Origin of the sequence: Streptomyces sp. NPDC048392, assembly GCF_043200575.1 — a bacterium.
GTDB lineage: Bacteria > Actinomycetota > Actinomycetes > Streptomycetales > Streptomycetaceae > Streptomyces.
On sequence record NZ_JBICYB010000004.1, the window covers coordinates 259186 to 279503 of the forward strand.

At 71.8% G+C, this 20318-nt stretch carries 35 protein-coding genes and 1 pseudogene; 5 read left to right on the top strand and 31 right to left on the bottom strand.

Going from position 1 to position 20318, the window contains the following annotated elements; translation table 11 throughout:
* Positions 1-4: 4 nt before the first annotated feature.
* Genes ACGFYH_RS09485 through ACGFYH_RS09495 form a run of 3 tightly spaced genes read right to left on the bottom strand, consistent with a single transcriptional unit; the run spans position 5 to position 749 of the window.
* Positions 5-217 carry a hypothetical protein gene (locus tag ACGFYH_RS09485; RefSeq protein ID WP_393802538.1) on the bottom strand — a complete coding sequence of 71 codons (213 nt, stop codon included), beginning with the start codon at positions 215-217 and terminating at the stop codon, positions 5-7.
* On the bottom strand, positions 214-474 hold the full coding sequence (locus tag ACGFYH_RS09490) for a hypothetical protein (RefSeq protein WP_393802539.1): 261 nt from the start codon (positions 472-474) through the stop codon (positions 214-216). Before ACGFYH_RS09490 ends, ACGFYH_RS09485 begins: the two co-directional genes overlap by 4 nt.
* Positions 471-749: a hypothetical protein gene (locus tag ACGFYH_RS09495; RefSeq protein WP_393802540.1), complete on the bottom strand. Its 279-nt coding sequence runs from the start codon at positions 747-749 to the stop codon at positions 471-473. The genes ACGFYH_RS09490 and ACGFYH_RS09495 overlap by 4 nt, the downstream gene beginning before the upstream one ends.
* Before the next feature lie 227 nt (positions 750-976).
* Between ACGFYH_RS09495 and ACGFYH_RS09500 the strand changes: the two genes are divergently transcribed.
* Both ACGFYH_RS09500 and ACGFYH_RS09505 read left to right on the top strand, forming a co-directional pair.
* Positions 977-1273 (top strand): hypothetical protein, encoded by a 297-nt coding sequence (locus ACGFYH_RS09500; protein WP_393802541.1) that lies wholly within the window; start codon positions 977-979, stop codon positions 1271-1273.
* A 41-nt stretch (positions 1274-1314) separates the two neighbouring features.
* Positions 1315-1530, top strand: coding sequence for a hypothetical protein (locus ACGFYH_RS09505; protein WP_393802542.1), 216 nt, complete (start codon positions 1315-1317; stop codon positions 1528-1530).
* A gap of 185 nt (positions 1531-1715) precedes the next feature.
* On the opposite strand, the gene ACGFYH_RS09510 is transcribed toward ACGFYH_RS09505, so the two are convergent.
* The 28 genes and pseudogenes from ACGFYH_RS09510 to ACGFYH_RS09645 form a co-directional block, all read right to left on the bottom strand.
* Complete coding sequence (locus ACGFYH_RS09510) at positions 1716-2294, bottom strand: hypothetical protein (protein ID WP_393802543.1); 579 nt, start codon at positions 2292-2294, stop codon at positions 1716-1718.
* Positions 2291-3091: a hypothetical protein gene (locus tag ACGFYH_RS09515; RefSeq protein WP_393802544.1), complete on the bottom strand. Its 801-nt coding sequence runs from the start codon at positions 3089-3091 to the stop codon at positions 2291-2293. Before ACGFYH_RS09515 ends, ACGFYH_RS09510 begins: the two co-directional genes overlap by 4 nt.
* A gap of 83 nt (positions 3092-3174) precedes the next feature.
* Positions 3175-3450 (bottom strand): PadR family transcriptional regulator, encoded by a 276-nt coding sequence (locus tag ACGFYH_RS09520; RefSeq protein WP_393802545.1) that lies wholly within the window; start codon positions 3448-3450, stop codon positions 3175-3177.
* Positions 3447-4004 (bottom strand): hypothetical protein, encoded by a 558-nt coding sequence (locus ACGFYH_RS09525; RefSeq protein WP_393802546.1) that lies wholly within the window; start codon positions 4002-4004, stop codon positions 3447-3449. The genes ACGFYH_RS09520 and ACGFYH_RS09525 overlap by 4 nt, the downstream gene beginning before the upstream one ends.
* A complete protein-coding gene (locus tag ACGFYH_RS09530; protein WP_393802547.1) occupies positions 4001-5776 on the bottom strand; it encodes a hypothetical protein in 1776 nt (591 codons plus the stop codon). Before ACGFYH_RS09530 ends, ACGFYH_RS09525 begins: the two co-directional genes overlap by 4 nt.
* Positions 5773-6078 (bottom strand): hypothetical protein, encoded by a 306-nt coding sequence (locus ACGFYH_RS09535; protein ID WP_393802548.1) that lies wholly within the window; start codon positions 6076-6078, stop codon positions 5773-5775. Before ACGFYH_RS09535 ends, ACGFYH_RS09530 begins: the two co-directional genes overlap by 4 nt.
* Positions 6075-6506, bottom strand: a complete 432-nt coding sequence (locus tag ACGFYH_RS09540; protein ID WP_393802549.1) for a hypothetical protein — start codon at positions 6504-6506, stop codon at positions 6075-6077. Before ACGFYH_RS09540 ends, ACGFYH_RS09535 begins: the two co-directional genes overlap by 4 nt.
* Positions 6503-6694, bottom strand: coding sequence for a hypothetical protein (locus ACGFYH_RS09545; RefSeq protein WP_393802550.1), 192 nt, complete (start codon positions 6692-6694; stop codon positions 6503-6505). The genes ACGFYH_RS09540 and ACGFYH_RS09545 overlap by 4 nt, the downstream gene beginning before the upstream one ends.
* Entirely contained in the window at positions 6691-6912 is a 222-nt protein-coding gene (locus ACGFYH_RS09550) for a hypothetical protein (RefSeq protein ID WP_393802551.1), read from the bottom strand. The genes ACGFYH_RS09545 and ACGFYH_RS09550 overlap by 4 nt, the downstream gene beginning before the upstream one ends.
* Positions 6909-8003: a hypothetical protein gene (locus ACGFYH_RS09555; protein WP_393802552.1), complete on the bottom strand. Its 1095-nt coding sequence runs from the start codon at positions 8001-8003 to the stop codon at positions 6909-6911. The genes ACGFYH_RS09550 and ACGFYH_RS09555 overlap by 4 nt, the downstream gene beginning before the upstream one ends.
* Positions 8000-8218 carry a hypothetical protein gene (locus ACGFYH_RS09560; RefSeq protein ID WP_393802553.1) on the bottom strand — a complete coding sequence of 73 codons (219 nt, stop codon included), beginning with the start codon at positions 8216-8218 and terminating at the stop codon, positions 8000-8002. Before ACGFYH_RS09560 ends, ACGFYH_RS09555 begins: the two co-directional genes overlap by 4 nt.
* On the bottom strand, positions 8215-9183 hold the full coding sequence (locus tag ACGFYH_RS09565; protein WP_393802554.1) for a DNA-methyltransferase: 969 nt from the start codon (positions 9181-9183) through the stop codon (positions 8215-8217). The genes ACGFYH_RS09560 and ACGFYH_RS09565 overlap by 4 nt, the downstream gene beginning before the upstream one ends.
* A complete protein-coding gene (locus ACGFYH_RS09570) occupies positions 9180-9764 on the bottom strand; it encodes a hypothetical protein (RefSeq protein WP_393802555.1) in 585 nt (194 codons plus the stop codon). The genes ACGFYH_RS09565 and ACGFYH_RS09570 overlap by 4 nt, the downstream gene beginning before the upstream one ends.
* A complete protein-coding gene (locus ACGFYH_RS09575; RefSeq protein ID WP_393802556.1) occupies positions 9761-10108 on the bottom strand; it encodes a hypothetical protein in 348 nt (115 codons plus the stop codon). Before ACGFYH_RS09575 ends, ACGFYH_RS09570 begins: the two co-directional genes overlap by 4 nt.
* Entirely contained in the window at positions 10108-11850 is a 1743-nt protein-coding gene (locus tag ACGFYH_RS09580) for a hypothetical protein (RefSeq protein WP_393802557.1), read from the bottom strand. The genes ACGFYH_RS09575 and ACGFYH_RS09580 overlap by 1 nt, the downstream gene beginning before the upstream one ends.
* Positions 11851-11875: 25 nt before the next feature.
* Positions 11876-12181 (bottom strand): hypothetical protein, encoded by a 306-nt coding sequence (locus ACGFYH_RS09585; RefSeq protein WP_393802558.1) that lies wholly within the window; start codon positions 12179-12181, stop codon positions 11876-11878.
* Positions 12181-12881 (bottom strand): annotated as a pseudogene (locus ACGFYH_RS09590) (VWA domain-containing protein). The gene ACGFYH_RS09585 and the pseudogene ACGFYH_RS09590 overlap by 1 nt, the downstream one beginning before the upstream one ends.
* 69 nt (positions 12882-12950) lie before the next feature.
* Positions 12951-13502, bottom strand: a complete 552-nt coding sequence (locus ACGFYH_RS09595) for a hypothetical protein (protein WP_393802559.1) — start codon at positions 13500-13502, stop codon at positions 12951-12953.
* Between the two features lie 232 nt (positions 13503-13734).
* Positions 13735-14598 (bottom strand): hypothetical protein, encoded by an 864-nt coding sequence (locus ACGFYH_RS09600; protein ID WP_393802560.1) that lies wholly within the window; start codon positions 14596-14598, stop codon positions 13735-13737.
* Positions 14595-15137 carry a hypothetical protein gene (locus ACGFYH_RS09605; RefSeq protein WP_393802561.1) on the bottom strand — a complete coding sequence of 181 codons (543 nt, stop codon included), beginning with the start codon at positions 15135-15137 and terminating at the stop codon, positions 14595-14597. The genes ACGFYH_RS09600 and ACGFYH_RS09605 overlap by 4 nt, the downstream gene beginning before the upstream one ends.
* The gene (locus ACGFYH_RS09610) at positions 15134-15412 is read right to left on the bottom strand and encodes a hypothetical protein (protein WP_393802562.1); all 279 of its coding nucleotides are present in this window, start codon (positions 15410-15412) and stop codon (positions 15134-15136) included. Before ACGFYH_RS09610 ends, ACGFYH_RS09605 begins: the two co-directional genes overlap by 4 nt.
* The gene (locus ACGFYH_RS09615) at positions 15412-15798 is read right to left on the bottom strand and encodes a hypothetical protein (protein WP_393802563.1); all 387 of its coding nucleotides are present in this window, start codon (positions 15796-15798) and stop codon (positions 15412-15414) included. Before ACGFYH_RS09615 ends, ACGFYH_RS09610 begins: the two co-directional genes overlap by 1 nt.
* Entirely contained in the window at positions 15798-16406 is a 609-nt protein-coding gene (locus tag ACGFYH_RS09620; protein WP_393802564.1) for a hypothetical protein, read from the bottom strand. Before ACGFYH_RS09620 ends, ACGFYH_RS09615 begins: the two co-directional genes overlap by 1 nt.
* On the bottom strand, positions 16397-16678 hold the full coding sequence (locus ACGFYH_RS09625; RefSeq protein ID WP_393802565.1) for a hypothetical protein: 282 nt from the start codon (positions 16676-16678) through the stop codon (positions 16397-16399). Before ACGFYH_RS09625 ends, ACGFYH_RS09620 begins: the two co-directional genes overlap by 10 nt.
* Positions 16675-17259, bottom strand: a complete 585-nt coding sequence (locus ACGFYH_RS09630; protein ID WP_393802566.1) for a hypothetical protein — start codon at positions 17257-17259, stop codon at positions 16675-16677. The genes ACGFYH_RS09625 and ACGFYH_RS09630 overlap by 4 nt, the downstream gene beginning before the upstream one ends.
* On the bottom strand, positions 17256-17813 hold the full coding sequence (locus tag ACGFYH_RS09635; protein WP_393802567.1) for a hypothetical protein: 558 nt from the start codon (positions 17811-17813) through the stop codon (positions 17256-17258). The genes ACGFYH_RS09630 and ACGFYH_RS09635 overlap by 4 nt, the downstream gene beginning before the upstream one ends.
* Before the next feature lie 93 nt (positions 17814-17906).
* Positions 17907-18185 (bottom strand): DNA-binding protein, encoded by a 279-nt coding sequence (locus ACGFYH_RS09640; RefSeq protein WP_393802568.1) that lies wholly within the window; start codon positions 18183-18185, stop codon positions 17907-17909.
* Positions 18182-18487, bottom strand: coding sequence for a helix-turn-helix domain-containing protein (locus ACGFYH_RS09645; protein WP_393802569.1), 306 nt, complete (start codon positions 18485-18487; stop codon positions 18182-18184). Before ACGFYH_RS09645 ends, ACGFYH_RS09640 begins: the two co-directional genes overlap by 4 nt.
* A 255-nt stretch (positions 18488-18742) precedes the next feature.
* Here ACGFYH_RS09645 and ACGFYH_RS09650 point away from each other — a divergent pair, with 255 nt between their 5' ends.
* From ACGFYH_RS09650 to ACGFYH_RS09660, 3 genes are all read left to right on the top strand, one after another.
* On the top strand, positions 18743-19150 hold the full coding sequence (locus tag ACGFYH_RS09650; protein ID WP_393802570.1) for an XRE family transcriptional regulator: 408 nt from the start codon (positions 18743-18745) through the stop codon (positions 19148-19150).
* A 233-nt stretch (positions 19151-19383) separates the two neighbouring features.
* A complete protein-coding gene (locus tag ACGFYH_RS09655) occupies positions 19384-19845 on the top strand; it encodes a hypothetical protein (RefSeq protein ID WP_393802571.1) in 462 nt (153 codons plus the stop codon).
* Positions 19846-20036: 191 nt separating this feature from the next.
* Positions 20037-20315, top strand: a complete 279-nt coding sequence (locus ACGFYH_RS09660) for a hypothetical protein (protein ID WP_393802572.1) — start codon at positions 20037-20039, stop codon at positions 20313-20315.
* Positions 20316-20318: the final 3 nt, after the last annotated feature.

Below are 20318 nucleotides of genomic sequence, written 5' to 3' on the forward strand. Positions count from 1 at the left end.
GTGGTCAGGCCGCCCGGGCGAGGGACTGGCGCGGGTGCGGGCGGGGCCGGATGGGCAGGGGCTCCTTCGCGCGGCCGTGGTCGGGGTCGGGCTCGGCGGCGACGGCCAGGAGCGGGCGGGGCGCGGTGCCGGGGTCGACCCAGGCACCGCACTTCCCGCACACGAACTGGGAGCCGTCGCGGCGCATGGGCCGGCCGCAGCAGGACGGGGCGCTCACATGCCACCCGCGATCTGCCGGAGCTCAGCGGCGTACTCGCGGCGGGGCACCGTGTGATCGATCTCCGGCGCCACGTCCCGGAGGGCGCGCAGCAGCGGCGGGTCCATCGTGGCCGCCTGCAGCAGCGCGTGCCTGCCGATGGTGGTCATGAGCGCGTTCGGCCGGTTCGCGTCGAGGCGGTCGGCGATCTCGCCGAGCATCTCCTTGACGAGCCGCTGGGTTTGGGCCGACGGGCGGTCGTAGCGGGGCGCGTTCATCCGAGGGCCTCGGCGGCTTCGCGGAGCCGGGTGGCGTACTCGTGGCCGGTGCCGGCGTACGGGTACGGGAGGTGGGTGCGGGCGCGGGTGGTCGCGATGTGCTGGACGGCCTCGGGGAGGGGGTCGAGGATCGCGGCCTCCGCGGTCAGCAGGTCCTCGTGGAGGGACCAAGGGTTGACCGGGGTGCTGCGGCGCTCGGTGAGGCGGGCCGTGACGGTCAGGACCTGGGCGGCGTAGGACGGCTGTTCGACCAGCTTCCGGAGGGCTTCGTCCATGTCGGGGGGCTGGGTAAGGTCGGGCACTGGGCCTGCTCCTTCGATCGCTTCGGGGTGGGTCCACCCCGGCCCATATGGAGCGGCAACTCCGGGCCGGGGCTTTGTCCGTTGGACACGAGACCGAGGAGCGGCCTCGCCAGCACAAGCTAAACCCTAGGGTTGATGAACGCAACCCTAGGGTTTAGCTTGGTGGCGATGTCGCGCTCTCACCGCAGGAAGGAGCGCGGGTGGCAGACGAGCTGGAGGAGGTGCAGCGCCTGGTGGAAACCATCGAGGCGTTCGAGGCCATCGAGGACGACGAGGCGTGCGCCGTGGCCGTGTCGCAGGCGCTGGCTCAGTGGCCGGACCACCACTCACGTCTGCGTGAGCTGCGGCAGCGTCGCGTCCAGGCGCTCAAGCAACAGGGCAGGACCTGGGCCGAGATCGGTCAGCTCCTCGGCGGGGTGACCCCGGCCCGGGCGCAGCAGATCGGTGCTGGCCTCAGCGGCGCGTCACGGAAGAAGCGACAGCAGGCCGGGGAGTAGCCCAGCGTGCGATGGCCCCAGCGTCGGGGGACGCTGGGGCCATGACGTCTGTCACGCCTGTGATCGTGCACCCGCCCGACGAGTCCGGCGGTCGCCGGGTCCGGGTGGCCGGAACGATCCTCGGCCTGGCGTACAGCACCCGGGACGTGGCCGCGTTCCTGCAGGAGGCCGGCTTGCAGGGCTGGGACGACCTTGACGTCGTACGGTCCGACCTCATCGAGTGGCGTGGCGGCGGGCCTGAGGTGTGGACATACTGAGGCTGACCGCGCTGAGTGTGAGCGAGCCGCCCGCCTGGTTTCCCCCGTGGCGGGCGGCTCGAGCTGTGTGGTCCAGAGATCAAGGCCGGCGGCGGTACAGAGTCCGGTCCAAGGAAGTAACCGCAGCCTGCGCACCTGGGGCGCCGGCAACGGTAGCCGGTGCGTGCGGTGGCGGTACCCGAGTATCAGCCGCGGCCGGGCCGGCGCTTCAAGCGGAGCCGGTCGAGCGGCACGGTCTCGAAGGCGCCGGTACCGTGGCGCATGATCGTCACCAGGTCGGCGGGGACCGAGTCCTTGGTGGGCACGACCGTTACGACGTCCTGGCCGAGGAGGACCTGCGTCCCGGGCGACGGGCGTTCGTGGATACGGGCGGCCTCGTCCGCCGCGCGTACCGCCTTGTTGAGGAGTTCCTCGGCCTGCTCGGTGGTGATGGGCTCGCCGTCGAGGTAGTAGCGGCCGGGGCCGCCTATCCACTTCGGGGCGTGGTCGACGCGGGTGCCGGGGGTGATCTTCTCGTGGCACAGGCGGCACTCGTACCAGGTGTCGGTGTGCTCGTCGCGGCAGTCGTCGCACCAGTAGGGCTCGCCGGTGACCGCGACCAGGGTGGGGTAACGGTCGGGACCGTCGGCGCAGGCGTGCTCGTGGCCGCGGCTGTCGGTGGCCCTCCACGTGGGGTCGGGCTGCGGGAGGTTGCTGGTGATCCACTGCCCCTCGTTCTCGAAGACCAGTACGCCCTCAGGCAGGTACGTGGACATGGCGTTCAACGCTGGGCTCCTTCGAGGACGGCGGGTGCGCAGTAGTGGACGCGGAGGGTGCGGCGGCCGGCCGGGATCTCGTGGGTGGCGCCGCCGCAGTTCTTCGTGAGGCAGATTGCGCCGTGCTGGGCGACGTCGAGGCGTGCGGCGAGGGCGAGTTCCTCCCGGGTGTACATGGCGCGGCAGTTGTCGCCGGTGCACTCGATGTACAGCTGGTGGTCGGTGGCGACGAGGGTCAGGCCGTCGCAGCGGGGGCACAGCTGTGGGACGGGCCGGTGCTGGGGGCGGAGGCGGGTAGTGGCGCGAACGGTGCGCATCAGCTGGTGGAGTTCGTCGCGCATGTCGCCGGCCCAGGGTTGGCGGGCTGCCCAGTCGAGGACGGCGGGGCGGGCGAGCCAGTCGGCGATCACGGCCGGGGTGAGGGCGGGTGGGTTCCAGCGGCGGGTGTCGCAGATGGTGCGGGCCCAGGGGATGAGGACGCCGAGGATGGAGAGGGTGCCGTGCTGGTCGCCGTTCGGGTCGCGGATGTCGGTCCAGGCGGCGGGGCCGAGGAGGTTGAGGATGTCGTCGCGGCCGGGGAGGGGTGCGGTGCGGTAGGCGGTGCGGCCGCCGGTGGAGGAGCCGGTGGTCTCCCGCTGCCGGGAGGCCTCGAGGACGATGATCTGCCGGGGGAGTTCGACCTGCAGCCAGACGCCGATGAGGTGGACGCACGGGGTGCAGAGCAGCTGGCCGGCCTCGTGTTCGTGGGTGCGGAGACTGCGGGTACAGGTGGCCGCGGCGCAGGGCGGGGCGGGGGTGGTGGTCACCGGGTGTCTCCTTGCTGTGCTGGTGGTACAGGTTGGGTGGCCGGGCCGCCTGCGGTGGTGCGGCGGCCGGGCCACCGGGCGGGTTACTGCCGGGGCGTCGGCTGCTCGCCTGGGGTGGCGGGGGCAAGTCCTGCCCGGAGCTGGCCGCGGTAGGTCAGGTGGTAGACCCAGGCGCCTTCGCGGGTGGGATGGGGGCGGGCGCCGATCCAGCCCGCGCGCTCGAGCCGGTCGAGGATGGGGTAGACGGTGCCGGATCCCTTGCCTGTGGTCCGGCAGATCTCGAGGCCGGTCGGCGGGGCGGGCGCGTCATGGATCGCGGCGAGGATGCGGTGCACACCGCGTGTGATCAGCAGCTTCACGACAGCCTCTTCCGGACCGGGGGTTCGATGGGCGGGCGTACGGGCTGGGAGATGGTGAGGCGGCCGTAGCCGTCGGCGGCGCCGGCCTCCTCCAGGACGTACTGCACCCCTTGGAACTGGCGGCGGACGACGGGCTCCCACAGACCGAGGTCGTCGGCCAGGCGCAGCAGGCGCCGGTCCAGGTCGGCCTGGTGGGCGGCGGTGAGCGCGTCGAACAGGGCGCGCAGGTCGCCGGTGAGCGAGGCCTCGACGGTGGTGGTGAACCCGGCGGTGTCGCCGTGCTCGCACGGCATGGTGACGACGGGCACCTCGGCCGGGCCGGTGTCCTCGTACACGGTGCCGGTGATGGGGTTGATGTACCCGAAGGGCTCCCACTCGGTGGCGCCCGCGGGCAGGACCCACGCCGTCCGAGCCGCATCGAACCGAGCCGCATCGAACAGCGTCACGGACGGGGCTGCCCGGTACGCCTCGTAGTACAGGTCCTTGACGGCCTGGCGGTAGGCCTCGTCGGCCGCGCGCGCCCATTCCGGCAGGGCCTCCTCGTGGCCGGTCACTCGTCCACCGCCTGCGGGTTGCTGGCCTGCGGCTCCGTGGCGGGGTGGACGACGTCGGGCGCGGTGGTGTCGGAGTCGTCCGCCTGGTGGGCGCCCTCGCAGCGGCCGGTGTAGGTGTGGCCCTCGGCGCAGGCCGGCCCGCACTGGTGGAACAGGTCGAGGGTGTGCTGGCGGATGCCGGCGTACTTGTCCTCGGTGGTGTGGCCGTCCCACTGTGCGAGCGGGTGGCCGGCGTCCACGTGAGGGACGCACGTGAACAGGTCGAGGTCGCGGGGGCTGATGTGCCAACTGGCGCGGCGGCCGCCGATGGTGAGGTAGACGATCTGCCAGCCCGGCTCCTCGGTCTCGTCGACGTCGGGGGCGATGACGGCGCCGTCGGTCATCGCGGCCAGGAGCGCGACGAGGTGGGCCCGCTCACGGTATGCGCCGTCCCGCTCCTGCTCGGCGGTGTGTTTCCCCTCGCCGACGGTCTTCAGCTCGCGCTCGCGCCGCTCGGCGAGGGCCTGCCAGTCGACGCGTGCGGTCGTCTCGGTGGCGTGCTGCTCGGCCGCCAGTAGCCGCCCGCAGCGCGCGCCCTTCAACCACTCCCGCACGTCGGTCGTCGAGATGGCCCGCTGCTCCCGGTCGGCGATCGCACAGCACTCTTCGACGAACGCCAGGGCGTCTTGCGCGTCGTAGAGCTGGATGCCGAGGTCGTCGGCGAGGGTGCGGGCCTCCTCGGCCGTCAGCTCGGGCTCAGGCGCTTCGGTCGCTGCCGGGCCGGACGGCTTGGCCAGAGCGCGGAGAGTGGGGCAGTGCTCGTACCCGCAGGGGCTGTTGTCGCAGCCGGAGCCGTCGTAGCCGGAACACTCGACACAGATGAGGAGGCCGCGGTGGTCGGCGGGGCGGTGAAGTGCGCGCACGCGGGCGATGGCTGCTTCGGCCTGCTGGGCGCGTTCGTGTTGCCGCATCGTCTCGGCCTCCTGCTCGGCCAGCCGCTCGCGGAGCTGGTCCCGGCCTCTAATGAGGCAATCGATGCGGGTCGCGCGGTCGGCGGCGCGCATCTCGTACGCCTTGGCGCGGCCTTCGAAGTTCTCGGCGCGCTGAAGTTCCTCGCGCATGGCCCGGACGGTGTTGGCGAGGGTGGCCACGCCGCGGGCGCCGACGTCGCCCTCGACGCCGAGGTCCTGTAGGAGCGCGTCGATCTGTCGGAGCACGTCCACCGGGTCCGTCTTCGGCGGTGCGGTGGGGAGGGTGCCGCTGAGGAAGGCACGGCCGATGGCTGCTTCGAGCTTGGTGGGGATGGCCTCCATGGCTTGCTCGGCAGTGCTGCCGTCGAGGACCTGCACGGTGGCGGCGAGGCCGGTGAGCATGCCGGAGATGAACAGGCCGGCGGGCTGGACCAGCTGTTTGGGCGTCTCCTCCTTCAGCACCTCGATCATGGCCTTGATGTGGGTGCGTTCCCGGTCGTGCGGCTCGGCGGTGCTCGGCTCTGGCGGACCGGACGGCGCGGGCTCGTACGTCTCGGCAAGGACGTCCTCGGCGATGGGGTAGTACTCGCCCTTCACGCCGCGGACGATGTGCTGCCCGATGTAGACGAGGACCCAGGTGGAGTGGAGCTTGTCGTACACCGTGGCCGTGGCGGCGGGGTCGTCGGAGTTCTCCCGGCTAGCGTCGTCCAGGGCGTGGAAGTTGGCGCTGCCGGTGAATGCCTGCACCTCGGCTTCGTTGCTGCCGGTCCACTGGATGGTGTCGACCTCGACGGGGAGCTTTCGGTAGCGGGTGACGGTCACTGGGGCTGGTCCTTTCCGTTGAGGTCGGCTTCGTTGGCGGGGGTGCCGTAGCCGAGCGGGATGCCGAGTGCTGTGCAGCAGGGGGTGCAGCGGCGGCGGCCGAGGCGGGAGATGAGGCCGGGCATCCACCAGCGGCGGCGCATCCCGCACACGGACCGGCCAAGGGGCGGGCGGGCGTCGTCGATGGCGGCGCGCATCTGCTCGGGGGTGGCGGCCGCGCTGGGGATGGCGTGGAGGCGGCGCCACTTCCCGGACACCAGCCACCAGTGGCCGGCGTTCTCCGGGATGGGGTGGGAGGTCACGCGTCCTCCCGGTGCTGCTGCTCGATGTAGTCGAGGAACTTCTCGAGGGAGTGTTCGGTGCAGTCCTCGCCGTGGACCTGACCGCGCGAGGCGCGGCCGAGCGAGCAGCACGGGTTCAGCGGTGGCGGGTTCTCGCCGAGGGCGCAGCGTCTGGCCCAGTCGGCCTCGAGACGACGTCGGCGGAGGCGGCGGTGTTCGCGGAGGGCGGTCTCGGTGAGGACCAGGACGCCGAACGCGAAGAGCAGGGCGGGTATGCGCAGGCCGCGAGCGAAAGCGGTCAGGGTGGCGGCGGTGAGGAGGACGGCGCCGGCCGACGCGGCGTACAGGTAGCGGCGGGGACTGGGCACGAGCTGCTCCTGGCGGTGGTGGCGGGGGCGCCCTGTCCGGTAGTGGCCGGGCAGGGCAGCGGAGTTGAAGGGGGTCGTCACGCGGCTTCCTCGTAGTGGTCGCGGGCCGGTCTCGGTCGGCGGATCAGTCGCCACACCACGGCGCCCGTCCACCAGACGGCGGCGACGATGGCGAGGACGATGACGGTGAAGAGGGCGGAGAGGACGACGACCCAGCCGAGGAGCGCCCAGCCGAGGGTGTAGAGCGTGTCGAGCGCTTCGGTGATCACGACGGCTCCTCGTCCTGTCGCTTGGCGATCCGTGCGGCGACGTCGGGGTGCACCGGGATGCCCATCTCTGTGCAGGCCTCGGCGCATGCGGTGTCCAGGTCGGCGGGGTCGATCCAGTCGACGATGTCGAGGAGCACGTCGATGTGGGCGTGCATGCGGCGTTCGGCCTCGGCGGGGTCCTGCTCAGCTGTGAGGTCGAACAGGGTGTCGGCGATCATCGATGCGCCCCGTCCTGCCGCGCCCCGGCGGCGGTCAGGGCGGCGAGCGCTTCCGCGTCGTGTGCGGTCACGTGGCCGCACGGCCACGGATTCCAGCGGTGTCCGGGCGGGGCGGGCTGCGGGTCGGCCTCGTACCCGGAGCCCGTGATGCGCTGCAGGGCTGCGCCCTGGTGGAGGGCGCAGCTGTAGATGGTGCCGTGGTGGGTGCCCAGTGCCCCGGGCCCGAGGGTGCTGGCAGCGATGAGTAGCGAGGCCCCGGCGTCGCACTCCCAGCCGGTGTGCCCGTCGCGCGAGGCCTGCCCCGGCGTGGCGCGCAGCTGCTCGGCGTAGCGGCGGGTGGCTTCCTTCACGGGCCACGGCTCGTCGTGCTGCGCCTCGGTGGCGGTCGGTGTGGCGCGGGGGCTGGCCGCCGCCCGGGCCCAGTCGCAGATGGTGTTTCCGCCGGGGTTGTGGACCCACCAGGCGGTGAGCGTGCCGGTCACGCGGCTGATGGGCTGACCGCAGTGCGCGCACTGTTCGGTCCGCGCCCACGCGGGTGTCTCGTCGTCCTGTCGCGCCCCGGCCTCGAAGTTGCCGTCGGGCCACGTGGGCGAGAGCAGGCCCAGGATCTGGCTGGCGTTGATCATGCCGCGGGGGCCTACGCGGTCACGGACGGCCTGGCAACGCTCGCGGACCCGTTCCAAGGCGGCCCGGGGGGTCTCGGTCTCGGTGGCTGGTGTCTCGTCGGCCATGCGGCGCAGCTCGCAACGCGGGCACACCGGCTGACCGTCCCGCATGGGGATGTCCATGCCGTCGCGGCCGTGCCAGTGGAAGCCGCACTCGGGGTGCTTGTAGTACGGCGACAGTGCGACGTCGGCAGCCATGCGGCGCAGCTTGTCGGCCAGGTCCTGGAGAGCGGTGAGCGGGCCGACCTCCCTGGCCTTCAGCGTCTGCTCGATCTCCATGCTCATCTGGTCGGCGGTCTCGGCGGCATCGAGCAGCGCGCTGCGTCGGGTGAGGTAGGCGCGGAACTCGGTGACGGCCTGGCGGTCGCGGTCGGTCATCCGGTAGTTCGGGTTGTTGCCGCAGGCGGGGCCGGTCTGCTTGGTCACTGGGTGAGGTCCTGTTCCTCGAGGGCGAGTTGTCCGTCGGTGGTGGGAACGGGCTGGTTGAGGGCGGCGCGGATGTCGCGGGGGTTGCGGCGGAGCGCTGCGCGCTGGGCGGGGGCGAGCTTGCGCCAGCACCTGGATCCGATCCGCCGCTTCCGCGCGGCCGCGGACCGGATCGGCTTGTGGCACAGCGCGCACTCGGCGGCGGTGTCGGTCACAACTCGGCTCCCTCGAAATCGAAGACACCCTGGGAGAAGCGCTCCCGGGCGAGGTCGTGGTACGCCGCGTTGAGGTCGATGCCGATGTACTTCAGGCCGAGCTGGCGGGCGGCGGCGCCGGTTGTGCCTGATCCGCTGAAGGGGTCGAGGACGGTGCCTCCGGGGCGGCAGCCGGCCTTGATGCAGCGCAGCGGCAGCTCGATGGGGAACACGGCGAAGTGCGCGGCGGGGTAGGGCTTGGTGGTGATGTCCCAGACGTCGCCGGGGTTGCGGCCGAGGGGGTGGCCGTCGGCTCCGGGCTCGTCGCGCTGGGACGTGGAGTGCGTCTGTGCGGGCAGCACGCCGAGGCGCTGGCGTTCCGTGTGACCTCGAGGCCTGCGCTGCGGGCGCATGGTGTGCGGCTCGCGGATGGCGTCGAGGTCGAACCAGTACCGCTGCTGCTTGGTGAACAGGAACAGGTGCTCGTGCCGGGACGACAGCCGGTCCGTGACGGACTCGGGCATGGCGTTGTGCTTGTACCAGATGACCTCGTTGCGGAGGATCCACCCGTCGTCTTGCAGCGCGAACGCCACGCGCCAGGGGACGCCGATCAGGTTCTTCGTGGGTAGCGCCGTGGTGCCGCGGATCGTCTCGGCGGTGAAAGTGCAGTCCCGGCGCTGCCCCGTCTTCCCCTGCCGGTGTGTCGAGCCAGGCGGGTAGGCGTAGCTGTCGCCCAGGTTGAGCCACAGCGTCCCGTCGTCGGCCAGGACGCGTCGCGCCTCGGCGAACAGGGCGCGCATCGTCTCGACGTAGGCCGCGGGCGTCTCCTCCAGCCCGTACTGGCTAGCCGTGCCGTAGTCCCTCAGTCCGAAGTAAGGGGGCGAGGTGACGATGCAGTCAACGGCGCTGGCGGGTAGGGCGCGCAGGGACTCGAGGGCATCGCCCAGGACGAGTGTGACTTGCTCGTCGCGGTAGTACTCGGTCATTGGCGGCCGCCGCCGCTGGCCGGGGCGGTGCCGCGCATGACGGCATCGGTCAGGTGTCCGCCGGCGATGCAGGGGACAAGACCGCAGTTGCTGACGACGTAGCCGACGGGCGGCCGGCCATGCGCCCGCTCGAAGAGGACGTACCGCACGTTGAACCGTCGGCCCTCGGCGAGCAGGGTCATCGTCCGGCCCCGCATCGGCCCGCGCCACACTCGGTGGTCGCCGCTGGTGGCAGGGATGGCGTAGCGGGCGAGGGCTTCGTCGATCGTCAGACCTGTCGGCTCTCGCGAGGGGACGGGGATGTTCAGCTCGCGTCGCAGGCGGGCGATCTCGTTGGGGCTGAACCGGGTCTCCCGGCGGATCTCCTTGTACATGCGGCCGGCGAGGAGCATGCCGATCACCGTCGGCTCGAGCGCGTCGAGTTCGGCGCGGGAGCGCTTGGCTCGGCCGGGTGGCAGCGGGATCCGCCGCTCGGCGCGGACCCGACGGATCCGGTGCCCGTCGACGTGCAGCTGCTGTGCGATCGCCTTGTACGTGGCGCCGGCCTGCAGGAGGGCGGCGACCTGGTCGTCGAGTGTCATCGGCCCTGTCCCCACAGTGGTGGCTGGGCGGTCGGCCTGCGCCGTGCCGGCCTGCGCACCGGCACGGCCGGCGGCGACGGCCTCGAGCCGTTGCTGCCGGTGCAGCTGGCCCAGTGCGCGATCGCCTTCCACTCGATGTGCTCGGGCTCCGGCCGGTCCGGGGTGAGCTCGCGTACGACGAGGCCGCCGAGCCCGGTGGTGTGAGCGGCCAGCCCACCGGCAGGCGACGGCAGCGCGTTGAGCGGCGTCCGTTGACCCGGCATCGGGCCGGAGGCCCAGCGGATGGGCGCGCCGCACCGGTTGCAGGTGGTGACGCCGCGGCGTGGGTGCGGGGTGGTGGGCATCAGGTGTCCTCTCCGCGAGGGCGGCCATGCAGGAGCGGCAGCGTCCTGAGGTGGCCGTAGAGGTGGAGCGCGACGGCCTCGCCATGGGTGGCGACGGCGGCGAGGATCTCCTCGTCGCTGGCCTGCTCGCGTTGGCGGTAGGTCTTCTTCGGCGGCAGCGGCTGCACCGGCGGCAGCTCGTCGGTCTTCGGCAGCAAAGCGCTCGGCCGGGGCAGCGGCTTGTCTCCCAGCTCGAGCAGTTGCTGCGCCCGGGCACGGCCGGCGGCCCGGTAGCGACGCCGCTCGTCCGTTTCGGCCCGCTGTTCTCGCAGCCGCTCGGCCGTGGAATGCGCACGCAGTTGCTGCAGGCGGGCCTCGAGGTCGCGGGCGTACCGCCACCAGGCATTGGTCGCCTCCTGCTGGCGGGCGCAGGTGCGGCAGGCGCCACCGGCCTCGTGGTCGTCGGGGTCCGCACCCCAGATGACGCCGTCCTCGCAGCGCGGATCACTGCAGTCGCCGGGGACGATGCCCACGGCGAGGAGCCAGGCGCCCATGTCGTGGATGGCGGTGGGCGAGATACTGCGGTAGCGGGCCTGGATGCGGGAGGCCATCCGCTCGGGCCTGATGCCGTCGTCGAGCTGGCGGCCGATCTCGCGGGCGACACGGCGCAGGACGAAGCGGCGGACGCTGTCGAGTTCGTGGCGGACGGGGGCGAGCGCGGTGTGGATGCGCTCGGTCCAGCGGAGCTCCGGCCCGGTGTAGCCGGGGCTGTTGGTGGTGGGCTGGCTCGTGGGCGGTGGGGTGGGGCGGTTGCCGCGCGGAGCGCGAGAGGTGCCCGGCCGGAACGTGTCCGGCACCCGTGGGTTGTCCACAGGGGCGGCGACCCACTTACGGTCACCTCGCCTACGGCGGGAACCCCCACTCAGCTGCGGTGTCTCGGGTCGGTCAGTCCTGTGGTCTTCCTTAGACGTGAGGGATCCGTCATGATCGCTCGGACCGGATCCGTCATGAATGACCGGTGACGTGGCCTCCCACAGGGCGAGTTGCTCGGGCCCCTCGTCATCGAGGATCGGTGCCGGAGCGGGCACTGTACGGAGCGGGCTGGGGTTGGTCTCGTAGGCGTTGCGGCCCTGCCCGCCCTCGCGGCGGCGGACGGTCAGCCAGCCCGTGTCCTCGAGGTCGTCGACCAGGCGGCGGGCGGACATCTCGGTGAGGTGCTGGCCGGCCTTCGCACCGCTGTGGTGGTGGAGCATCTCGCCGAGCTCGGTCGTCGTGACCGGGATACGGCGGGCGGTGGCGTAGGCGAGGAGCGCGTAGGTGCGCAGCAGCCGTGGGGTGAGGGACTCGGCTGCGCGGACGGGGACACGCACCCACAGTTCGCCGTCGTCGATGGGACGGGTGGTGCGGTGCGCACTCTCGCCGGTGCCGCCGCGGGCGGTCTTACGGACGGTCGGGACCTCGATCAGGCCGTCGACCGGGTCCGGGTTCTGCAGCAGCCTGAGGCCGCGTTCGACCGCGCTCTTCGACATGCCGAGGTAGGTGGCGAGGGTGGAGACACGAGCACGGCAGCCCTCCGGGCGGAGGGACAGGGCTGCGATCTTGACGTAGACAGCCAGGGCAGCGTCGCTGTACTGGCTGCCTGCGACCAGGCGCAGAGGGACCTTCACCGTCAGTCCGCCGGCGCGCGGCCGCGCACCCTCGGCCGCACACGGCGGCGGGGTGTGCGGTGCAGCCTCGGCGGCTGCGAACGCGACGGCGGACATCAGGGTCCTTCGGTGGTGGGCTGGGTCAGCGGTTGATGCAGGAGGGGTAGGCGGAGCCGCGGCGGCAGTCGTCGTAGACGTCGGCCGGTACCTCGAACTCGTGCTCGTCACCGGCCTTGTCGCGGGTGGTGAGCTCGTATTCCCAGCGGCAGTCGCGCCGGGACTTCTTCTTCTTGCCAGTGCCGGTCGTGACGGTGCGGCACTCCTGGTCGCGTTCCTTGGCGACGACCCGGCCGGCCGGTCCCGGCTCCTGGGTGGAGGAGCAGGCTGCGGTCAGCAGCAGCGCCGTGGCGGTGAGGGCCGCGCCGAGCGCGGCGAGGGGGCGGCGCATCACAGGACGCCGGCGGCGCGGGCGGTGGGCAGCCATGCGGCGAACTCGCCGGTGATCCCGTCGTACAGGGCGCTGTCGGGGATGCCGCGCGGGTCGGCGCCGGCGTGGAAGTAAGAGGCGTTGTCCACGGCCCGGCCGGCGAGGGTGTCGAGGCGCTGCAGGAACGGCACCGGGCGGGGCCGAAACCGACGAAGGCCCAGAACAGGGGGCGCTTGGCGTAGCGGGTGAGGAGCTGCGCTGCGGCGGACGCGTCCTGCGGTGCGCCGTCGGTCTGGAAGATGACCAGGGCCGGGTCGGTGGTGCCGCTGTTGGCGTAGTGCTCGACGACGATCTGCATGGCGGCGGAGTAGTTGGTGCCGCCCATCGTGCGGTTGCCGCCGAACAGGCTGTGCTGCTCGGCGACAACGCCTTCGTGGTCACCGAGGTGGACGCCGACGATCGGGTAGGGGCGGGTGTCGAAGAAGACGAGGGGGACGATGCCGTCGTCGTCGACGTTCACGGACAGGCCGAGGGCCTGGTCGGCGAGGTGCTGCACGCTGCCGTCCGCGTAGTACTCGTGCATCGAGTACGAGCGGTCGACGACCAGGTACACCGCGGCGCGCTGCCCGGTGAGGCCGTGCTTGGTGAGGCTGCCGGCGGCCGTCTTGGCGAGGTTGACGAGGCCGGGGGCCTGCTGCTCGACCTTGCTGAGCGAGAACATGGGCTTCTCCTTGGTGGGTTGCGGGTTGGGCGCCGGGCGGGCGCGGCGTGGTCAGCGCCCGCCCGGCGGTCAGTGGGTGTAGCCGGTGTCGCGGCGGGTGCTGATGAACACGCGGACGTCCTCGAGCGCTGCGGCGGGGATCGCGAGGGCCCAGTGGGTGCTGCCGACGCGGGGCCCGCTGGCGAGTCGGCGGTCGTACAGCCAGCCGCGGGACTTGAGTGTGTTGATGGCGACGTTGACCTGGGCGACGGTGAGACCGGTGGCCAGGGCCAGGTACTCCCGGTCGGGCTGCATGTTCGGGGAGATCCGCCCGTTGTGGTGCCCGGCCCGCCACATCAGGTCGTGCGCGAGTAGCCGGCTGCTTGCGGGCAGGCCGCTGCGGCGCAGGCCCAGGAGGAAGTAGCGGCGGAAGTGCTCGTCGCGGGTGAGCTGCCCGGGGGCGATGGACTCGGCGGCCGACAGCTTCACCGGCGTGTACGGGCCGGTGGCTGCGGCGCGGCGTGCGGCGCGCGCCTTGGGCCGGGCGGCCGGCCTGGCCGGAGCCGTCGCGGCCGCGGGCGTGGCGCGGCGGGCGACGTCGGCCGGGGTGGGGACGCTGCGGGGCTGGGCCGGTGCGGTCATCGGGTCTCGTCCTGCCTGTGCTCGGTGCTGGTGGGGGCAGCAGCCTCGGGATCGGTGCCGTGTGGGGGCTGGAGGTGTGCGGGCCAGCCCGGCCCCGGGAGGGGCTCGGGCTTGCCCCGCTGCCCGGCTGGGGTGTGGCGGGCACACCACCAGCCGGACGGGTACAGACGGGCGTACGTCAGGGCATGTGGTTCGGGCCTCTGCCATTCGCACGCGGGCGGCCGGCGCCTGGTCACTCGAGCGCGTCCGGCTCGGCGGGCTCCTCCTGAACGGCGGTGGGCGGCTCGTCGTCCCAGACGTCGTCGTCCGGGCGGGTGAGCAGGTCCTCGGCCGCGCAGTGGGCGGAGGAGGCGACGGACTCGCGAACCCACTTCAGCCGCAGGTTGAGGCTGTGGTCGTGCCCGCGGAAGAGGGCGGACACCAGGTAGCCGGTGCGGTCCGCCGCCATGCGGGTTGCGGTACGCAGCGCGGCGAGGGGGGCGGGGAGGTCCTGGTCGTGGGGTTCGTACGTCCAACGCTCGACGTAGTACTGCAGGTCGCTTTGCGTCCCGTGCTGGTCGCGCCACGCCTGTTCCTGCTCGACGATCTGTTTGGCGCAGGGCACGCTGCAGGCGGTCCTGGTCCAGTAGGTGACGGGGTGGAGGCCGGACTCGTAGAACACGGAGCGTTCCGTGCAGTGGCAGTCGGCCTCTGGGGTGCCGGCGTGGGGGCACGGTTGGCCTTCGGTACGCGGGGCGCTGAGGCTGCTGTGCTGCATGCGGTAGGCGACGACCCGGTACTCCGTCTCACGCGTGCAGCGGGTGCCGACGCTGACGTTGCCGGCCTGGCAGAGCTTGGCGCGCGAGTAGGCCCAGTGCTCGCAGTTGTCGCAGGTGCAGCCGTCGCCGCAGTTGCAGCCGAGGGACTCGCCGTCCTCGTTGGTGCCGGCGCACTGGCAGCCGTCTTCCTCGGCGAACTCCTCGTCCAAGGCGCGGGCGTCGGCGTAGCCGGGGTCGCCGGGCAGGAGCAGGCCGGGCTGCCAGGCCCGCATCAGGACGCGGGTCGCTGCCTTGATCTCCTCCGGCGTCGGGGGAGCGGGCGTGGTGGGCTCGGTCATGACGCTCCGTTCGAGGTCGTGAGGGCGGGGAGTTCGGTGCAGGTGTGGCGCTCCCACTTCGCGGCGAGGACGTCGACCGGCGTGGACTGGGTGACGGTGCCGAGGCGGCGGCCGCACTGGCACGAGCCGTGGAACTCGCAGTCGCCGTACTCGACGACCAGGGCGTGACCGCCCGCCAACGTCTCGCGGGACTCGAGGTCGGGCGGGTCGGTGCGGGGCTCGCGGTGCGCGCGGGCGAGGAGTTCAGCCGCGGTCGCCGCGTTGTAGCCGGCCGACTCGAGGACCGCGAGGATCTCCGCGCGAGCAGTGGCGCCGCCCACCGGCCGCTGGATGCGGCCTCGGGTGTCCTTCTGCTCGCGCTCCTCGAGCCGGGCGTTGATGGCCTCGGCCAGCTGCGGCACGGTCGCCGTCCAGTCCGTCGTGGTGCCGCCCGGTTCGAGGCCCTGGACCAGGCGCTCGCGCAGCTCGTGCGCGACGACCGGCCGGGTCAGGCGCGGGTGGCGCAGCACCGCGGCGATCGTGTCCGTACGGGAGGTCACCGGGGCTCACCGCCCGGGCGGCCGATGCCGCGGACGTCGGCGAGCGCGCGGCCGATGGCGGTGCAGCGGCCGGGGCAATACCAGCGGGCGGGCTCGCCCGTGCCCGGCACCTCGACGCGGACCATGGCCGGTGCCGGGCGGGGCTGGTCGGCGGTGGTGCCGCAGCCGTCGACCGTGCACGGCTCGACCACCGCGGTGTTCGCGGCCGCGCGCGGCTTCCCGACGAGACCACCGTTGAACTCGAAGCGGGGAGAACTCTTGCGGGTCTTCGACATCAGTGGTCACCGTCCTCGGCGGCCGTCGTTTGCTCGGCGCTTTGGGAGCGCAGGGTCATGCAGCCGACGTAGAGGTGCAGTGCGTCGACGCACCCCGTGGCGCTGGTGAACACCGCGTCGTTCTGATCGACGCGCTTCACGGGCTCGCCCAGCCAGGTGGCCCAGGACACGACCTCGTCCGGCGTCCGGAACACCATGTGCAGGTACGACTGGTCCAACGGGTTGGTGACCGACGGTGTCGCGGCCAGCGGCTCCGGCAACTCAGCGGGGAGCTGCTGGAGGAACAGGCGCACGCGCTGCCCGAACTGGAACACGCCGGACTCGAGGCGCTGAAGCTCGGCCAGGGCGCGCGCGGTGATGCCCTCGGGCTCGGTGTCGTTGGTCATCAGACGTTCACCGCCACGGGGCGGTGGGGGAAGCGGGCGGTGATGTCGAGGAACTCGGCCGCCTCCTCGACGGACGAGCACGGGGCGGAGACGTGGCGGTAGCGCAGGGCACTGACCTGGTGGGCGCCGTCGGGGTCGGGCTCGGCGCCGGCCATCCACACGCGCTGGCCGGAGCTGTCGCGGTAGCCGGTGATGATCCCGTACAGGGTGGCCCGGTTGACGACCGAGCCCTGCAGGGTGACGAGGTACTCGTGCGGGTCGGCACCGGGGGCGGCGGGGCGGCCGGGCCACAGCCACACGCCGCCGCACTGGGTGGGGGCCTGGCCCCAACCCGTGTTCTGGGTGGTGGAGTAGACCTCGGTCAGGGCCTCGCCGCTGATGATGCGCACGGTGTCGCAGCCCCGGCACACCATCCGCACCTGCACCCGGCGGAACGTGTCGCCGTGCTCGCAGTTCGGGTGGCCGCACGTGTGGTGGTCGGAGCCGGTGGACTGGGGGCGGATGCCCTCGGTGCGGCGGACCTCGACGTCGTCCCAGGACGGGTCGGTGCAGTCGACGGTGTGGGTGAGGGGTTCCCACCCGAGGTAGGTGTCAGTGATCAGTTCCATGCGGTCCTCTTGCTGAGGGAGACGGTCGCGGCGGTGAGGAGGCAGACCTCGTCCGGGGCGGGCGGGCCTGCGTGCCGGGCAGTGGACGGCGGGTACGAGGGGCGCGGCGGGGCAGCCGACACCGGGACCAGTTCCGCCGGCATGCGGTCGGCGGGGCCCGGGTCGGTACGGTCGGCGGCGACCTTGACCAGGACCGCGAGCACGGCCCAGGCCCCGGCCGCCACCCCGCCGTAGCGCAGCCACTCAGCGGCGAAGGCAGCGGCGCCGTTCATGCCGGGCCCGGGCCGGTCTCGGCGAGCAGTCCCATCAGCCGGTCGGCGGGGCGGTCGGCCATGAGCGTGGGCACGCCCTCAGCGCAGACCGCGACGACTACGTCGCCGACCACTCCCGTGGCGAAGACCGAGTCGTCCTGGCGGGTGACCGTGTCGGGGTGGACACCGAGCTTGTCGAGCCACCACCGCCAGGCGTGCAGGGACTGCGGCCGTACGGTCAGCCCGAGGTATGTGGCGGAGGGGACGTCGGTGGCGACGACGTCCGGCTGCCGCCCGCGGAGCTCGGCGGCGAGTAACGCGGCCGGCGACTCGAGGTCCACCTCGGTACCGATGCGGGCGGTGCAACCGGCGTACGTCGTGGTCTGCACGCCGGCCCGTTCGTCCAGGTCGGGGCCGACGACGCCGTACTCCACCGGCACCGTCTCTGCGTGCGCCTCAGTGGCCTCGGCGATCAGTGCCGTGACTGCGGGGGTGAGCTCGACGGCCAGGCGCTCGAGGTGCTCGCCGGTCAGCGGCAGGTCCAGCATCTGGGTGGCGAGCTCGAGGTGGGAGTGCAGCTTGTGCTGCAGGCCCCGGCTCACTTGCCGGACTCCGGCGTGCCCGTCAGCGAGCCCGGGGTGGTCTTCACGGCGGTGAGCGGGCGTACAACGGTGACGGCCGGCGCGACGATGTCGGCGGGACCGGTCCCGACAGTGGGCATGGGCTGCGTCGCCTCGCCCGCGGTCTCGGCCGTGGCGTCGGCGGTCTCCTGCAGGAGCTCGTCGGCGTCCGCCGGGTTCGTCAGCGCCCAGGCGCTGAGCGGTACGCCGTCGACGACGGTGCGCAGGCCGATCCAGTAGCCGACGAGGGAGCCCTGGTCGTCGCGCTTCTCCTCGCGGGTGGGCTCGGTGTCGGTGAGGGCGGCGGTCTCGAGGACGCCGCGGCCCGCGATGAAGCCGGCGCCGAAGTGGAGACGTGCCTCGTAGCTGTCGAGGGCGAAGCTGCGGTGCGCCTCGGCGGCGGTGGGAAGGGTGGGCACCTGGTCGACGAGCCAGTCGGCGAGCGCACGGGCCCGGTGGTAGGAGGCGCGGCCGGCGATCTGCGTAGCGGTCGCGGCGGGTGCGGTGGTCGTGGTGGGCTGGGTAGCCTGTTCCACGTGAGCCTCATTTCAGAGTGAGTGATGTGAGGCGACGTCTCGAGCGGGGCCGGTCGGACCGTGCAGGGTCCGGGCGGTCCCGTTTGCGTGGGGTCAGGAGACGTTCGCGAGTGCCTTGCCGCGGCGCGGCAGGGGGCGCAGGTTGGCGAGCGGGTGAGGGGCCGCCGCCGGGCTGGGCTTGGGCGGTGCTGCCAGTGGGCCGGTCGTCGGCTCGTGGTGGTGCAGTTGGTCGATCCGCTCGAGGTCGGCGTCCGTGAAGTACACGGTCCGGCCGAGCTTCTTGTGCGGCAGCTGCTTGATGTGTCGGCGCAGCCAGGACTCCTCGATGCCGAGCTCCTCGGCGGCCTCGGGGTACTGGAGCCGGCGGGTCACGACCGGGCTCCTGCCAAGCTGCTTCGGCGGGACCGGACGCTGCGGGCCGCCTGGACCCACAGGACGCCGCAGTCGACGCCGAGGCGCTCGGCCGAGCGGAGCGCCGCCTCGTAGGGAAGCTGGGTGCTCTTCCCGGTGAGCAGGTTGCCGATCATGCTGCTCGATACGCCGGCGGCCTCAGCCAGCTGACGGACGGAGACCTTGCGGCCTTCACCGTCGCGCTCCATCAGCAGCCGGAGGAAGGTGCGGCCGTCGCAGTCCTCACGATCGACCAGTTGGTACATCGGCAGATCTTGGATCATGTCCACCTCGTGTGACAGTTCGTCTCTGTGGTGAGACATGAGGAGTGTGGCACGTCGTGGACGACTTGCCTATCTCCTGAGACAGCGTGGCGAATTCGCCAATGGCCCGATCGTGTACTAGCGGGAAACGTCCCTCGTCATGGACAATTTGTCCTGCACCTGCGACTGACTGACCCTCTGAACAGGTGCAACATCACAGACGTAACACCAGTCACGTGGACACCCCGCGCCCAGACCGCGATACGGAGTGGCAGGATGATCCCCATGGTGGAGCAGGCGGCGCGGACGGATCTCTCCGATCTGGTGCGCACACGACGAGCGGAGCTCGCGCTATCGCTGCGCGCCCTGGCCAGTCGGTGCATCAATCCCGACGACCCCGACGCGGGGCCAGTCGTCGATCACAACTGGATCGACCGCTTGGAGAAGGGGACGCTGCGCGAGATCCCCGACTACGGGCGACTGGCCGGACTGGCCGCCGGCCTTCAAGTGGCACTCGGCTCGGTAACGGAAGCGGCGGGCTCTCAGTTCTGGCGCGTCGACTCGGTCTGGAGCGATGACGGCCAGGTGCGCGCCCTGGTGCACGACTACCTGGAGATGTCCCAGGACGATCAGGAGCGAGTTCGTGCGCTCATGGATTCCTGGCGCCGACTCAAGCGCGACTGATTCCCTTCGGTCTCAACTCCCCCTTATGTGCGCCTTGTTGACGCTGCCCGACTACACACTGTGCGTCGCCTATTGGCTGAATGTGTCCGCCAGTGTCTAATGGTGATCCGCCTGGGGGTGGAGATACCGATGAGCCTCGTGCTGCCCATGTGACGGTGCGGCTCGGGGGGACAGGGGCGAACATGTCAGATCAGTGCACGTCAGCGGTGTACCACCTTGCACAGCCAGGCCTCATGCCCAGTGGCCGCCTTGTCCATGTGGAGGACCGCCCGGGCGCACTGGCCGACATCTACCTCCACACCCTGCACGTCCGCGAGCCCCTGGTGTGGGAGCTCAACTGGATAACGCGCCATCAGGTCGGTAACGGACTGTGGCAGCAGCGCTGGACGCATCCCGGTCGCATGCAGGAGCCGGCCAAAGGCCTCGGTGTCGCCGTCTCCCGTTGGGAGATCGTGCCCGGCGTGACCATGCCCCGCGGCCGCACGGTCATGCCCGTTGAGGAGGACGGCAGCTGCATCTGGCTCATCCGCGCCGGGTACTGCACCCGCTCCGTGCGCGACGAGATGAACGCGATGCTCGAGCGGATTGCAGGCGACGGTCTCTGGCTGCAGCGCTGGGACGATCGGTGCGTTCGCCCACCTGCACCCGACCCTGTGCCCGTACTCGCGCCGCCGGTTGTGCCGCTGTCCCTCTGACGGCTCAGGGGTGGCCAGGGCCTGACCAATTAGTACGACTTTCATTCACTGAGCGTTTCACCCTGGTCACACTGTGATCGGTGTGGCATCGTCGATGATCCGCCTGGGGGGCGACATTGGATCAGTTCGCCCGTGTGTTCGAACAAGTGAGCGAATGTGCGGGCCAAGCTACGGCGCAGGAGGCATCGCGCATGACGGACGACGTGCCATCCGAGGAGAATCGGACCGCCGACGACTCACGCCCAGCGAAAGACGAGTTCCCCCAGACGGAGATCGAGATGCACTACGTGGACTCACTGCCAGGAGGAAAGGTTGTGATGCCATTCGAGAGGGACGGTGCCCTCGCCTGGTTCGTGGTTCGCGGGGAGATATCCCTGCAGGCCGGACGAGAGCTGCTCGGCCACATGAACCACCTCGTCCACACCGGGCTGTGGGAGCAGAACTGGCGAGGGCCACAGCCCGGCGACTGACGG

Excerpts from the sequence above, each read along its gene's own strand:
- ACGFYH_RS09600 (WP_393802560.1), bottom strand. The coding sequence starts at position 14,598 with ATGACCGAGCCCACCACGCCCGCTCCCCCGACGCCGGAGGAGATCAAG.
- ACGFYH_RS09575 (WP_393802556.1), bottom strand. The coding sequence starts at position 10,108 with ATGCCCACCACCCCGCACCCACGCCGCGGCGTCACCACCTGCAACCGG.
- ACGFYH_RS09490 (WP_393802539.1), bottom strand. The coding sequence starts at position 474 with ATGAACGCGCCCCGCTACGACCGCCCGTCGGCCCAAACCCAGCGGCTC.
- ACGFYH_RS09645 (WP_393802569.1), bottom strand. The coding sequence starts at position 18,487 with ATGATCCAAGATCTGCCGATGTACCAACTGGTCGATCGTGAGGACTGC.
- ACGFYH_RS09655 (WP_393802571.1), top strand. The coding sequence starts at position 19,384 with ATGCCCAGTGGCCGCCTTGTCCATGTGGAGGACCGCCCGGGCGCACTG.
- ACGFYH_RS09625 (WP_393802565.1), bottom strand. The coding sequence starts at position 16,678 with ATGAACGGCGCCGCTGCCTTCGCCGCTGAGTGGCTGCGCTACGGCGGG.
- ACGFYH_RS09570 (WP_393802555.1), bottom strand. The coding sequence starts at position 9,764 with ATGACACTCGACGACCAGGTCGCCGCCCTCCTGCAGGCCGGCGCCACG.
- ACGFYH_RS09580 (WP_393802557.1), bottom strand. The coding sequence starts at position 11,850 with ATGTCCGCCGTCGCGTTCGCAGCCGCCGAGGCTGCACCGCACACCCCG.
- ACGFYH_RS09495 (WP_393802540.1), bottom strand. The coding sequence starts at position 749 with ATGGACGAAGCCCTCCGGAAGCTGGTCGAACAGCCGTCCTACGCCGCC.
- ACGFYH_RS09585 (WP_393802558.1), bottom strand. The coding sequence starts at position 12,181 with ATGCGCCGCCCCCTCGCCGCGCTCGGCGCGGCCCTCACCGCCACGGCG.
- ACGFYH_RS09650 (WP_393802570.1), top strand. The coding sequence starts at position 18,743 with ATGATCCCCATGGTGGAGCAGGCGGCGCGGACGGATCTCTCCGATCTG.
- ACGFYH_RS09550 (WP_393802551.1), bottom strand. The coding sequence starts at position 6,912 with ATGATCGCCGACACCCTGTTCGACCTCACAGCTGAGCAGGACCCCGCC.
- ACGFYH_RS09620 (WP_393802564.1), bottom strand. The coding sequence starts at position 16,406 with ATGGAACTGATCACTGACACCTACCTCGGGTGGGAACCCCTCACCCAC.
- ACGFYH_RS09595 (WP_393802559.1), bottom strand. The coding sequence starts at position 13,502 with ATGACCGCACCGGCCCAGCCCCGCAGCGTCCCCACCCCGGCCGACGTC.
- ACGFYH_RS09505 (WP_393802542.1), top strand. The coding sequence starts at position 1,315 with ATGACGTCTGTCACGCCTGTGATCGTGCACCCGCCCGACGAGTCCGGC.
- ACGFYH_RS09615 (WP_393802563.1), bottom strand. The coding sequence starts at position 15,798 with ATGACCAACGACACCGAGCCCGAGGGCATCACCGCGCGCGCCCTGGCC.
- ACGFYH_RS09660 (WP_393802572.1), top strand. The coding sequence starts at position 20,037 with ATGACGGACGACGTGCCATCCGAGGAGAATCGGACCGCCGACGACTCA.
- ACGFYH_RS09610 (WP_393802562.1), bottom strand. The coding sequence starts at position 15,412 with ATGTCGAAGACCCGCAAGAGTTCTCCCCGCTTCGAGTTCAACGGTGGT.
- ACGFYH_RS09565 (WP_393802554.1), bottom strand. The coding sequence starts at position 9,183 with ATGACCGAGTACTACCGCGACGAGCAAGTCACACTCGTCCTGGGCGAT.